10 protein-coding genes are annotated in these 12,722 nt (G+C 36.7%); 4 read left to right on the top strand and 6 right to left on the bottom strand.

Annotation, left to right across the window (positions count from 1 at the left end):
* Positions 1-55: 55 nt before the first annotated feature.
* On the bottom strand, positions 56-2,170 hold the full coding sequence (locus tag BAMA_RS01470) for a (Fe-S)-binding protein (protein WP_034635445.1): 2,115 nt from the start codon (positions 2,168-2,170) through the stop codon (positions 56-58).
* A gap of 212 nt (positions 2,171-2,382) precedes the next feature.
* A complete protein-coding gene (gene dhp61 / locus BAMA_RS01475; protein ID WP_034635446.1) occupies positions 2,383-2,682 on the bottom strand; it encodes a protein Dhp61 in 300 nt (99 codons plus the stop codon).
* Between the two features lie 139 nt (positions 2,683-2,821).
* Here dhp61 and cls point away from each other — a divergent pair, with 139 nt between their 5' ends.
* From cls to BAMA_RS01490, 3 genes are all read left to right on the top strand, one after another.
* Positions 2,822-4,015, top strand: coding sequence for a cardiolipin synthase (cls, locus tag BAMA_RS01480; protein WP_034635448.1), 1,194 nt, complete (start codon positions 2,822-2,824; stop codon positions 4,013-4,015).
* A gap of 113 nt (positions 4,016-4,128) precedes the next feature.
* Positions 4,129-5,082, top strand: coding sequence for a UV DNA damage repair endonuclease UvsE (gene uvsE / locus BAMA_RS01485; RefSeq protein WP_034635450.1), 954 nt, complete (start codon positions 4,129-4,131; stop codon positions 5,080-5,082).
* A gap of 226 nt (positions 5,083-5,308) precedes the next feature.
* The gene (locus BAMA_RS01490) at positions 5,309-7,999 is read left to right on the top strand and encodes a DUF4084 domain-containing protein (RefSeq protein WP_034635453.1); all 2,691 of its coding nucleotides are present in this window, start codon (positions 5,309-5,311) and stop codon (positions 7,997-7,999) included.
* A 27-nt stretch (positions 8,000-8,026) separates the two neighbouring features.
* Here BAMA_RS01490 and BAMA_RS01495 read toward each other — a convergent pair whose 3' ends face one another.
* Genes BAMA_RS01495 through BAMA_RS01510 form a run of 4 tightly spaced genes read right to left on the bottom strand, consistent with a single transcriptional unit; the run spans position 8,027 to position 11,378 of the window.
* Positions 8,027-8,629, bottom strand: a complete 603-nt coding sequence (locus tag BAMA_RS01495) for a response regulator transcription factor (RefSeq protein ID WP_034635455.1) — start codon at positions 8,627-8,629, stop codon at positions 8,027-8,029.
* Positions 8,626-9,744: a sensor histidine kinase gene (locus BAMA_RS01500; protein ID WP_034635458.1), complete on the bottom strand. Its 1,119-nt coding sequence runs from the start codon at positions 9,742-9,744 to the stop codon at positions 8,626-8,628. The genes BAMA_RS01495 and BAMA_RS01500 overlap by 4 nt, the downstream gene beginning before the upstream one ends.
* Positions 9,745-10,479 (bottom strand): ABC transporter permease, encoded by a 735-nt coding sequence (locus BAMA_RS01505; RefSeq protein ID WP_034635461.1) that lies wholly within the window; start codon positions 10,477-10,479, stop codon positions 9,745-9,747.
* Positions 10,476-11,378 carry an ABC transporter ATP-binding protein gene (locus BAMA_RS01510; protein WP_034635463.1) on the bottom strand — a complete coding sequence of 301 codons (903 nt, stop codon included), beginning with the start codon at positions 11,376-11,378 and terminating at the stop codon, positions 10,476-10,478. The genes BAMA_RS01505 and BAMA_RS01510 overlap by 4 nt, the downstream gene beginning before the upstream one ends.
* A 185-nt stretch (positions 11,379-11,563) precedes the next feature.
* Here BAMA_RS01510 and map point away from each other — a divergent pair, with 185 nt between their 5' ends.
* Positions 11,564-12,307, top strand: coding sequence for a type I methionyl aminopeptidase (gene map, locus BAMA_RS01515; protein ID WP_034635609.1), 744 nt, complete (start codon positions 11,564-11,566; stop codon positions 12,305-12,307).
* Positions 12,308-12,722 lie beyond the last annotated feature (415 nt).

A 12,722-nucleotide genomic window follows, 5' to 3' on the forward strand; every position in this document is an offset into this window, starting at 1 on the left:
GCTGTTGTATGAGAGGGGGAATCCCCCCTCTCTCTAAAGTTGTATAAACTCTTCGTTACATTGCTTCTTTTTTCGGTCCGATAACAGAGCGTTCTAAAATCTCTGTTACATCGAGTGTTTGCACTTGCTCTTCTACTTCTTTCGCCTTCGTGCCGTCACTAATCATCGTTAAGCAGTACGGACAACCAGTACCAATGACTGTTGGTTTCACCGCAAGGGCTTGCTCTGTGCGGGCAACGTTAATACGAGATCCTGCAGTTTCTTCCATCCACATCAAACCGCCGCCGGCACCGCAGCACATACCTGTCTCACGGTTACGAGCCATTTCTACAACTGTTACACCTGGGATTGCTTTTAAAATATTACGAGGTGCTTCGTATACTTCGTTATAGCGGCCTAAATAACAAGAATCATGGTACGTAATCGTTTCGTCAACGCGGTGAACAGGCTCTAAGCGTCCTTCTTCTACCCACTCCGCTAACAATTCTGTATGATGATAAACTTCAGCTTGCAAACCAAAGTCTGGGTATTCATTTTTAAACGTATTATAAGCATGTGGATCAATCGTAACGATTTTCTTCACACCTGCTTTTTCAAACTCTTCAATGTTTTTCGTCGCCATTTCTTGGAATACAAATTCATTTCCAAGGCGGCGCGGCGTATCTCCTGAGTTCTTTTCTTTGTTTCCAAGAATCGCAAAGGAAATGCCAGCTTGATTCATCAGCTTCGCAAAGGAAATCGCGATCTTTTGGCTACGGCTATCGTAAGATCCCATTGAACCAACCCAGAATAAGTACTCGAATTCTTCGCCAGCTTTTGATTTCTCTTTTACCGTTGGAACAGTTACTTCATCGTCACCTTGACGCCATGTTTCGCGCTCTTTACGATTTAGTCCCCAAGGGTTACCTTGACGCTCAATGTTTGTCATGGCACGCTGCGCTTCCGCGTCCATTTTCCCTTCTGTTAAAACAAGGTAGCGACGCAAGTCAATAATTTTATCAACGTGCTCGTTCATAACCGGACATTGGTCTTCACAGTTACGACACGTTGTACAAGCCCAAATTTCTTCTTCTGTAATGACTTCACCAATTAAGCTTGGGTTGTATGCAAGTGCACTTGCAGATTCTTGATGCCCTTGCCCTGAAGCCATCATCGCTAATTGATTTCCTTTTGTATTGTTAAAGGCAACAGTCGGAACCCAAGGTGCCTTCGAAGTTACGGCTGCACCTTTATCTGTTAAATGATCGCGAAGTTTTAAAATTAAGTCCATCGGCGATAACATCTTACCTGTTCCTGTTGCCGGACACATATTTGTACAGCGACCGCACTCTACGCACGCATATAAATCAATAAGCTGCGTTTGTCTAAAATCTTCAATTTTCCCAACACCAAATGTTTCTTGTGTTTCATCTTCAAAATCAATTTTTTCTAGTTTTCCTGGGTTTGTTAAGCGACTAAAGTATACGTTCGCTGGCCCAGCAATTAAATGAGCATGTTTTGATTGTGGTACATAAACTAAAAACGTTAATAAGAATAATAAGTGAATCCACCAAGCAAAGTAGAATACAGCAATCGCAGCTGTCTCACTTATATTAGAGAAAACGTAAGCGATTACAGAAGCAACCGGTTCACTCCATGCAAATTCGCCACCATGGCCGTACCAAATAAGACTCATACCGTTACCAAGTAAAACAGACAGCATTAAGCCCCCGATAAAAATTAAAACAAGACCTGATTTGAAATTACGCTTTAAGCGAACAAGCTTCTCAACATATCTTCTATGAAAAGCCCAAAGAACTGCGATTAAAATCGTGAGTGTGACGATCTCTTGGAAGAATGTAAATGCAGGGTATAGTGGTCCAAGTGGAAGATGTGATCCTGGTGCTAAACCTTTCCAAATGAAGTCAATTGCTCCAAGTTGGACGAGAATAAATCCGTAAAAGAACATAACGTGTATGATACCGCTCTTCTTATCTTTCATGAGCTTCTTCTGTCCGAAGACGTTCACTTTCAGAAGATCCCATCTTTCTTTAAAGCGGCGATCAAACTCTACTTTCTTACCTAATTGTATGTAGGCCATCCTCGTCCGTATGAGATAAACGAACAAATAGACCGCATACCCAATAACAGCAATTGACGCCAACCAATTGATAATTAATAAGGTGTTCATTTCTCCAGCCCCTCTCTTTGTAGTACCCTCTCTTTTCGAAGATTCAAAAATAAATAATTTTCTGAATTTATTTCCCCTAATCTCATTATATTATGAGTGAGCATTCAGTCAACAGTTTTTTGTTATATAACAATATATTTTTCAGAAAAAAAACCATCTTTTGCATAACAGCATGTAGATGGGATTCTCATGTATATATGGCCTATCCACTTTCAAGAACGTAAAAAAGTTTCTAATTCCTCATCATTACATAAATCATTTTCAATACAGAGCTTTGCTGTGACTTTTAAACTTTCAATCAAACATGCGATGTCCATCGTTTCATAATGCGCCGTATCTCCCTCTATTCTCACATCATCTTCATCATAATTTATAAAAACTTTCAACAAAATTTTATCCGTCTTCACTTCTACAATATGTACAACGAAAAATTTACGCTGTAAATCAATTGTAACGAAATCAAAGTGCTCAACTAAGTCTAAACTTGCATAACTCGTAAAATCATTCTCCACTCAAATCCCCCCAATCTTTACATAGTGTTCTATATCACTTCAGAATTTCCTTTTCCACAAAAAATAAGAATGTCTTCCCTCCCTTTTGCTCAACCTATAAAAACATAACCAAACTGAAAAGTATGGAGGTAATTTGACGATGATCTTTTTATCTCTCTTTTTTATATTTCTTTTGCTATGGCTCGTATTTGATTTTACATACGGTAGAAAGTTATATATTCAGAAGTTAAAGCCACTGTCGTTTCCACTTCGCCATAGTAACTTTCAGCTATATACATCCGGTCAAACATTATACGATAACTTATTTTTTGATATTGCACATGCAAAAGAACATATACATATTTTATTTTTTATCGTAAAAAATGATGAAGTGAGTCATACCTTTTTAAATCTTCTTATGAAAAAAGCGAAAGAAGGAATTGAAGTACGTTTATTACTTGATCGTCTTGGAAGTCATTATGTATCAAAAGAAACGATTACACAATTACGAGAGCATGGCATCGCGTTTTCTTTTAGTCATAAAATCCGTCCACCCTTCCTTTTCTTCTCTGCCAATCAAAGGAACCACCGGAAAATTACAATCATCGATGGAGAAATTGGTTACTTAGGAGGATTTAATATCGGAGAAGAATATTTAGGGCACGATCCAAACCTTGGGCCGTGGCGGGACTATCACCTACGAATAACAGGAGAAGGCGTTCTTGATTTACAAAACCAATTTTTACACGATTGGCAAGGTGATACGAAAGAAAAATTACTACAGGAAGCACGCTTTTTTAAATCGTTACAAAAAGGAACTACTCCTCATCAGTTCGTCCCAACAAATGGGGTGTATTTAGAAGAAACGTTTTTACACTTAATCCAAAAAGCAGAAAAAAAATTATATATCGGTACACCCTATTTTATTCCAGGAAAAAAAGTATTACATGCTCTTCAAACTGCAATGAAACGGGGTGTACAAATTACGATCCTTGTCCCTAAAAAAGCAGATCATCCATTTGTACGGGAAGCAAAACTTCCATACTGTCGCAATTTAATTGCAGCTGGCTGCAACATTTATGAATTTCAAAACGGTTTTTTTCACGCTAAGCTCATTATGATAGATGATCAAATTTGTGATATTGGTACAGCAAATTTTGATATGAGAAGTTTATATATCAACCATGAAATCAACTGCATCATATACGATTCCTCCTTTTTAGAACAAGTAAAAGCAGCCATTCAACAAGACATAGAAGCTTCCATACTGCTTTCACTTCAAGATGTTTCACCGAAAACACTTTTAAGTAAAATGAAAGAATGGATTGGCACTGTCTTTTCATATTTTTTATAAAGTGAAACTTCACTCAGTGGGAGTTTTCTCCATCCTCCACTGAGTGTCAGCCCGACCAATCGGGCTTTTACGGGCTGTTAATGCGGGATAAAGCAAGGAAAGGTTTGATACAAATGAAAATACGATTTGGCTACGTCTCACACGCACTTGCGCTGTGGGACTGCTCTCCATCAAAAACAATGACTTTTACAAGGTGGAAAGCACTTGAAAAACAAGAACGAAAAGAAAAGTTATACGAGATAACAAAACAAAATTTATTACATACATTGCGAATTTTACATTATAATATCGCTCATGAAATCCCATTATATCGTCTCTCTTCCTCGATTGTTCCACTCGCAACACATCCAGAGGTCGACTTTGACTACTTAAATCTCTTTAAAGAAACATGGAAAGAAATAGGACAGCTAATTAAAAAACATCAGTTACGTATCAGTTTCCACCCAAATCAATTCACTCTATTTACGAGCGATAAACCACATATTACAAACAATGCTGTACACGATATGACTTATCATTACAATGTATTACATGCAATGGGGCTCGCTAATTCTTCCTATATTAACATTCATGTTGGTGGTGCATATGGCAATAAAGAAAAAGCTCTACTTCGCTTTCATGAAAATATAAAGAAACTTCCTAACCATATCAAAAAACAAATGACACTCGAAAATGATGATAAAACATATACAACATCGGAAACGTTATCTGTTTGTCAAAAAGAACAGATCCCTTTCGTTTTCGACTATCACCATCACGTTGCCAATCTTTGCGAAGAATCGCTCGAATTATTACTACCTTCTATTTTTGATACGTGGGATCACACAAATGCACTGCCAAAAGTTCATATTTCATCACCAAGGTCGCCTAAAGAATTCCGTGCTCACTCAGATTATATAGATCTTTCGTTTATTCGACCTTTTTTATCTACTGCTAAAGAACTCGGGCGAGACTTCGATGTTATGATTGAAAGTAAAAAGAAAGATTTAGCCCTTTTCCAATTAGTAGAAGAGATTTCTTCGATAAGAGGCGTAAAAAGAAAAAGTTCCTGTGTAATAGAATATTAAAATTAAAAGATTTTCCTATAATTGTTATGTGTTATTATTTATATTATGGATAAAGTGAAACTTCAATCAGTGGGGCTCTATCCCCCACTGATTGTCAGCCTGACCAATCGGGCTTTTACGGGATGTTAATCTCCCACCTAAACTTCTCTAAATCCTCTAAGTTTTGAGGTGGAAGTCTTACAGCCCGCAAATAGCGGGATAATTTCATGGAATTAGGGGGGATGATATGCAACAAATAACAAAACATATCATGTTCATTACAACTTATAGCCTATTCTTTCTTATATGGATTTTAGCAGTCCCCTCTCATACTCTTATACAAGAATGGGGAACTCTATTTCTTTTTTACTTTGCATCCGCACTTTCAGCTTACTGGATTTTCAAAAGGATTCGATCTAGTACAGGGCATATAAAAATTTTTTGGTCACTTATTTTATGCACATGCATATCCGGGTGTTTAATGGAAATTAGGTTGTTTTTAAAAGCTTCATCTATTTATGAACAAGAAATCTTTTCTTTTGATGCAGTACCTTTTTTTCTATTACAATATGGTTTACTATTTATTGCGTTTACATATGAATTTATTAATAGACATTCCATAACAACATTTTTGCAATTTTTATTTGATAGTGTTTTTATCACTTTTACAACGTTTTATTTCATGTTTAATATTGTGCTAAATGTTCCAAGTATCAAAAGCCTATCCTTAGAAATGTGGCTAGGGACATTTTATTTTATTGCACAATCTCTCTTTGTATATGCTGTTATCAGTTTGTACAAAATGGGTCACAAGCACATTGCAAGTGGGAGAGCATTAGCACTAGGATTTTTTATAATCCTTATATATGGTTATATACATACCTTTAAAGAAGCCCGTGGATCTATCATTTCTCCAGAGTTTACTTATTTTATTCATACAGTATCTTTATTACTGATTGGATTTGCTAGCTTGTTGTATGAGGAGAAAACAGCAGTTCATGTGCAAAAAAGGAAATTGTACGCTCGATTGGATGGCCCTCGTGCATTCCTTCCTTATTTGTGCATACTCGCAATTTTATCCTTTGTAGTTTCGGATATGAAAGAGCATCAAAATATATTAATAGGATTAGGCATTTCACTAGGACTATTATTATGTAGACAAGCTCTTATGTGGAAAGAACATAAAGATTTATTATATACATATCAAGGGTTAAATGAGCAACTAGAAGTCAAAGTGAAAGAAGGCATTCAAGCACTAGCAAAAAGTGAACAACAATATAAATCATTATTTAAAGAACATCCAGACGCTGTATTTTCACTTGATATGAATGGAAATTTCCAACGTGCAAACGGAGCTTGTACAGAATTATTTGCTTCTTATTACAATGAATTTATCGGACATTCTTTTAAAGATTTTATTGTAGATGAAGATTGTCATATCGCCAAAGCCGCGATGTTCCGAGCGAAAAAAGGGATGTCTCAAACATTTGAAGTACGCACCTATACAAAAAAAGATACATACCATCACTTACATATTACGTTAATTCCAACAACAGTTAAAAAAAAGGTTATTGGGATGTTTGGAATTGCTCGCGATATTACAGAGTTACAACAAAAGCAACAACAAATTGAACATATGGCGTTTCATGATGCACTCACAGGTCTTCCAAACCGAAGAAAATTTGAAGAAGATCTACTCGTTGCACTGCAACGCGCGAATAAACAAAAAACAAATGTGTCCGTCTTATTTATCGACTTGGACCGCTTTAAAAAAGTAAATGATCGCCTTGGTCACGATATTGGAGATTTATTGTTAGTTGAAGTTGCAAACCGATTAAAACGGTGTTTACGTGGTAATGATGTTGTTGCACGACAAGGTGGAGACGAGTTCACAATCTTTTTATCGGATATGCATAAAGAAAATGCCGCCTCTCTTATTGGCGCGTGTTTATTACAAGAACTTAATAAACCAATTTATATTAAGCAGCATGAGCTACATATTACACCAAGTATCGGCATTTCATCATATCCATTTGATGGAACGGATCCAACTGAATTAATGAAAAATGCTGATATTGCTATGTACCATGCAAAAGCAACTGGAAAAAACAAAGTCGTCCTTTTCTCAGAAGAAATGAGCATACTTGAAACTGAAGGGTACTTTTTAGAAAGCGAGCTTTCTAAAGCATTAAAGCAAGACGAGTTTTACTTACAATATCAGCCACAAGTAAGTACGACTTCAAACGAGATTATCGGATTTGAAGCACTTGTTCGTTGGAAACATCCAAAGCTCGGCGTTGTTCCGCCAGCTCAATTTATTCCTATCGCGGAGGAAACAGGATTTATTATTAAGCTTGGTGAATGGGTTCTTCGTACAGCTTGCAAGCAAGCAAAAGAATGGCATGACGAAGGTTTTACTCATTTAACAGTAGCTGTCAACTTATCACCAGCTCAGTTTAATCATGTAAACTTACTTCCAACAATTAAGCAAGTTTTAAAAGAAACAGCTTTATCACCAGAAACATTAAACTTAGAAATTACCGAAAGCATTGCCATCAATAAAGAAGAAACGGTTATTCAACGACTTCAAGAGCTCCAAACGCTTGGTATTAAAATTTCAATTGATGACTTTGGAACAGGATATAGCTCTCTTTCTTATTTAACGAAATATCCAATACATACACTAAAAATCGCACGAGAATTTATTCATGAAATCGAAAACAGTCCATTGGAAGAAGCTATTACTTCTTCTATTATTACATTAGCGAAAAACTTACAGCTTACAGTCATCGCAGAAGGCGTAGAAACAGATGAACAAAGACTATTTCTACATAACCAACATTGCGATCAAATTCAAGGATTTTTAATTAGTAAGCCTATTTATCCAGAAGAAGTGTGGAATTTATTAAAAGTAAATGTACGACTTCAAACGAATTAACAAAGCCGCTCTACATAGAGCGGCTCTTCATATCCAACCTTTTTCTTCAGCAATCGTAATTGCTTCAATTCGATTTTTTGCTTGTAATTTCATTAATACATCAGAAATATAATTGCGTACGGTCCCCGCTGAAAGGTATAGCTCGCTTGCAATTTCATTTGTTGTCTTCCCTTCTCGGGCAAGCAGTAATACCTCTTTTTCACGCTCCGTTAACGGATTTTGCTCTTGCCAAAGTCCATACATGAGCTCTGGAGAAATTTCACGTTTTCCTTCTATCACTTTTCGAATAGAAGCAGCTAAATCTTCGCTCGGACTATCTTTTAACAAATAACCGTGCACATTTGCTTTCATCGCTCTCTCAAAGTATCCAGGTCTAGCAAAAGTCGTTACTATCATCACCTTACATGCTAATCCTCTTTCTTGAATAACTTCAGCTACATCTAACCCCGTTTGCATCGGCATTTCAATATCCATAATCGCTACATGCGGCTGAAGCTTTTCAATTAACTTAAGCGCCTCTTCCCCATTTGCAGCTTGCCCAACAACTTCTATATCATCTTCTAAATCAAGAAGAGCTGCTAATGCCCCGCGCAACATTCGTTGATCTTCTGCTATTATGATTTGAATCATACCGTCTCCTCAACCTTCCTTGCCCTTATCACAACCGGTATTTGTATCGTAACTGTTGTTCCTTCCTGCACACTCTCTATTGCTAACATGCCATCAATGAGCACTAACCTTTCTTTCATCCCTAAAATGCCATTTCCATCTCCACTTGTTTTCATACCGATTCCATTATCTTTTACACGTAAAACAATATATCCTTCCTTTTCACATAAATGGATTTGGCATTCTTTCGCTTTACTATGCTTTACAACATTTGTTACGACTTCACGTAAGCACATCCCAACGATATTTTGTTCAAGTTTTGATAAAGCATCTACCTTTGCATATTGTTCCACGTGTAACAATATGTCGGCAGCTCTTAAAATATTTTGCGCATGCTCTATTTCTTCTTCAATTGTAATCATACGCATATCAGAAATTAATTCTCGCAGCTGTTTTAAGGCCGTTCTTGCTGTTTGTGAAATTTCCTTTGCCTCCATCCGCGCACGCTCCGGATTTTTCACCGTAAGCTTTTCAACAAGTTCACCCTTTAATGTAATAAGAGATAGAGTATGGCCTAACGTATCATGCAAGTCTCTTGCAATCCTTTCTCTTTCTTCACGTTTTACAAGAGTCTCAATATGTTTATTCGCTTCCATTAACTGCACTTGCAATTCTTTTTTTTCATAGAAATTGCGCATTCCAAAAGGTGAAACTAACATAAGGACAAGCATCGGTGCTACATTTAAGAAGGATATATCATCACCTCGTAACAGAAAAACAAGAACGAGCATCGTTACGAGTAATGATACTAAAAGGCGAAATGACTTCTTTGTTGGTGCAAATCCAATTGCATACGCTGTAAAAAACCCCATAAAAATATGATGCGGCTCATAAAAAAAAGCATAGAAAAATGTAGTCGCAATTTGAATACAAGCCCACATGACAAATGTTTTACTTACAAAATAAAGCTGGCGATATGCTACGATAAACAAAAGCATCATACCGCCACCTACGTATAATTCCCATCCCGATTGCTGAAGTAATGTCGCAATTGGAAGTGTTAAATATACGAGCCACATATATGGAAAGAAACCCATGTGTCTCGGAAAAATCTCAAATTCCCTCTCTTCTATCACTTATACCGCTTCCTGTCTTTTTCGTATATAAACAGAAATTACGACGAAGATGACAAAGTATCCTGCTAACACAGCAATATTTTCCCAAGATATTGATTTCCCAGCTACAATATCCCATGCACCGCTACCAAAATGATATGTTGGTGTCCATTCTCCAATACTTCTTAACGTACTTGGCAATACTTGAATTGGCATCCAAAGTCCCCCTACAAGCGCTAAGCACATATTTAAAATGTTAGCCAGGCCTGTTGCCGCATCTACCTTTCGAATGGAACTAATAATGGTGCCAAGCGCTAAAAATGGTGTGACACCAATTAATAACCATAAACCAGCACCTAACCATTGAGAGAGAGTTAGCTCAATATCATTGATCAAAATACCAGCTACGAAAATTATGACAATAGAAAAGAAGTTTACAATGGTTTGTGCAACAATTTTCGCTCCTAAGTATGCCCCTTCAGAGAGTGGTGTAATTTTGATTAGTTTCGTCCAACCTTGCCCTCTTTCTTGTGATAATCCTACTCCAAAACTAAATAATGCCGTTGCAACAATACTAAAAGTCGTCATAGAAATTAAATAGTGAGCTTTCCACGCTGCGTCGTTATCTGGCACACTCACTACATTTGTAAAAATATAATAAAAAATAACGGGCATGAGTAAAGAGAAAAGAATAAAAAATTTATTACGAAACGTACGTAATACTTCAATTTTACTTTGCATTAAAAATGCCCTCATACAGCCTTCTCCTCCTCTTTTTCAACAAACTGCTGGAATGCTTCATCTAATCCACCGCGTTCTACTTCAATCTCCATAACAGGCACATTTTTAATGAAAATTTCTCGTAAAGTCATATCTGCATCATCTGTCATTAACATAAAACGCTGCTTTTCTCGATACACATCTGTTACATAAGGTAGACTACGGAGCATAGTTAGCGGCACTTCTTCTTTCAATTCAAACGAAATCTTCTTTTGTAAAATAGTTGATTTCATCTCATTTGGCGTACGATCAGCAATTACCCTTCCATTTGCTAATAATAAAATGCGGTCCGCAAGCGCATCTGCTTCCTCTAAATAATGCGTTGTTAAAATAATTGTTTTCCCTTCATTCGTTAAATTCCGCATCGTATCCCAAAATGATTTTCTCGACGCAATGTCCATACCCACGGTCGGCTCGTCTAAAAAGATTACATCTGGATTTCCTGCAAGCGCAAGCGCAAAGTTCAAACGTCTTTTTTGCCCACCCGATAACGTTTCACAACGCTTTTTTCTTTCTTTTTGTAAATTTGCTAACTGAAGTAACGTCTCTTTTTTCATCGGATTTTGATAATAACTACAAAACAAATCGATTACCTCTTCAACAGAAACGCTATCGATTACGCTCACTTCTTGAAGCATCCCACCAATTTTATTGCGAACATCTTTATGTGTTGGATCATTCCCACATATTAAAACTTTTCCTTCCGAAGGTTTCTGCAATCCAAGCATCATCGAAATCATCGTTGTTTTTCCGGCACCATTTGGACCGAGAAGTGCTATAATTTCTCCCTTCTTCACAGAAAAGGAAACATCATTGACTGCTTTTTTATCTTTAAATACTTTTGACACACCATTCACTTCAATAATATGTTCCATCTCTCCACCTCCATCGTTAATTTCATTTTACGAAGAGGAGAATTCCAAAAACAGTAATTTAAGTAATAATATACATATGACAAACGTCATATACTACCTTCACACTTCTCCATTCAGTAGCAGGAGGAAAATAAACATGTTACAATCATGAGAGATGTTTATTCGAGGAAGGACAGTGGTTGTTTATGATCATTCGTAACGAACAAGATTTAGAAGGCTTACGAAAAATCGGCCGCATCGTTGCGCTTGCACGTGAAGAAATGAAGAAGCAAGCAAAAGCAGGCATGACAACGAAAGAGCTAGATTTAATTGGTAAAAAAGTATTAGATGAGCACGGTGCGGTTTCTGCACCTGAAAAGGAATATAAATTTCCAGGTACAACTTGCATTAGCGTAAATGAAGAAGTCGCACACGGTATTCCAGGTGAACGTACATTACAAGAAGGCGACTTAGTAAACGTTGACGTATCTGCAGCACTTGATGGCTACTATGCAGATACAGGTATTTCATTTGTAATCGGTCAAGATGAAGAGAAAGAAAAGCTTTGTGCAGCTGCTGAAAGCGCGTTTTGGGCAGCAATGAAAAAAGTAAGAGCTGGCGCAAAACAAAACCAAATTGGCCGCGCTGTTGCAAATGATGCACGCCAAAACGGCTACACAGTAATTCAAAACTTAACAGGCCATGGTATTGGACTTAGTTTGCACGAAGCACCAAATCACATTTTAAACTACTTCGATCCAATGGATAGCGCCCTTTTAAAAGAAGGACTTGTGTTAGCAGTTGAGCCATTCGTATCGATGAAAGCAGACCATATTGTAGAACTAGGTGATGGCTGGACATTTGTTACTCCGGATAAGAGCCTTGTTGCACAGTGTGAACATACAATTGTGGTTACAAAAGGTGAACCAATTATTTTAACAGCATTATAATAATAAAAGACTGACATTTTTTCATAACATTCGAAAAAGTGTCAGTCTTTTTAATATTTAAATAAATTAATTCTATTTTATTGAAATAAACTACATTTAATTATATAATCTTTAACGGAAGAAATGATCTCGCTCATTTCTTCCTAAAAAAGAGCTTTCAATTTAAAATACCACTTTACACTAACAATATTTTACAAACCTTCTTTTCACACTACATTTTTTATTTTTATACTATGGAAAACCGGTTTCATATGATTCCTTATTTATAGAAATAGACTTAGGAATACTGAAAAAGATTTCAACTCATATGATGACCTGCTCTTTTATTCTTCATTTCCAAAAGACAGCAACCTTCTATAAACAGATAGGTCTGATGTCTTTTCTTTGTCTGCTATAAGCTTTTATATAAGCACAT

It is taken from the genome of Bacillus manliponensis, from assembly GCF_000712595.1.
Classification (GTDB): Bacteria; Bacillota; Bacilli; order Bacillales; family Bacillaceae_G; genus Bacillus_A; species Bacillus_A manliponensis.

Bases quoted from the DNA above. Each gene is read 5' to 3' on its own strand.
- BAMA_RS01470 (WP_034635445.1), bottom strand. From the start codon at position 2,170: ATGAACACCTTATTAATTATCAATTGGTTGGCGTCAATTGCTGTTATT.
- cls (WP_034635448.1), top strand. From the start codon at position 2,822: ATGATCTTTTTATCTCTCTTTTTTATATTTCTTTTGCTATGGCTCGTA.
- uvsE (WP_034635450.1), top strand. From the start codon at position 4,129: ATGAAAATACGATTTGGCTACGTCTCACACGCACTTGCGCTGTGGGAC.
- BAMA_RS01490 (WP_034635453.1), top strand. From the start codon at position 5,309: ATGCAACAAATAACAAAACATATCATGTTCATTACAACTTATAGCCTA.
- BAMA_RS01495 (WP_034635455.1), bottom strand. From the start codon at position 8,629: ATGATTCAAATCATAATAGCAGAAGATCAACGAATGTTGCGCGGGGCA.
- BAMA_RS01505 (WP_034635461.1), bottom strand. From the start codon at position 10,479: ATGAGGGCATTTTTAATGCAAAGTAAAATTGAAGTATTACGTACGTTT.
- BAMA_RS01510 (WP_034635463.1), bottom strand. From the start codon at position 11,378: ATGGAACATATTATTGAAGTGAATGGTGTGTCAAAAGTATTTAAAGAT.
- map (WP_034635609.1), top strand. From the start codon at position 11,564: ATGATCATTCGTAACGAACAAGATTTAGAAGGCTTACGAAAAATCGGC.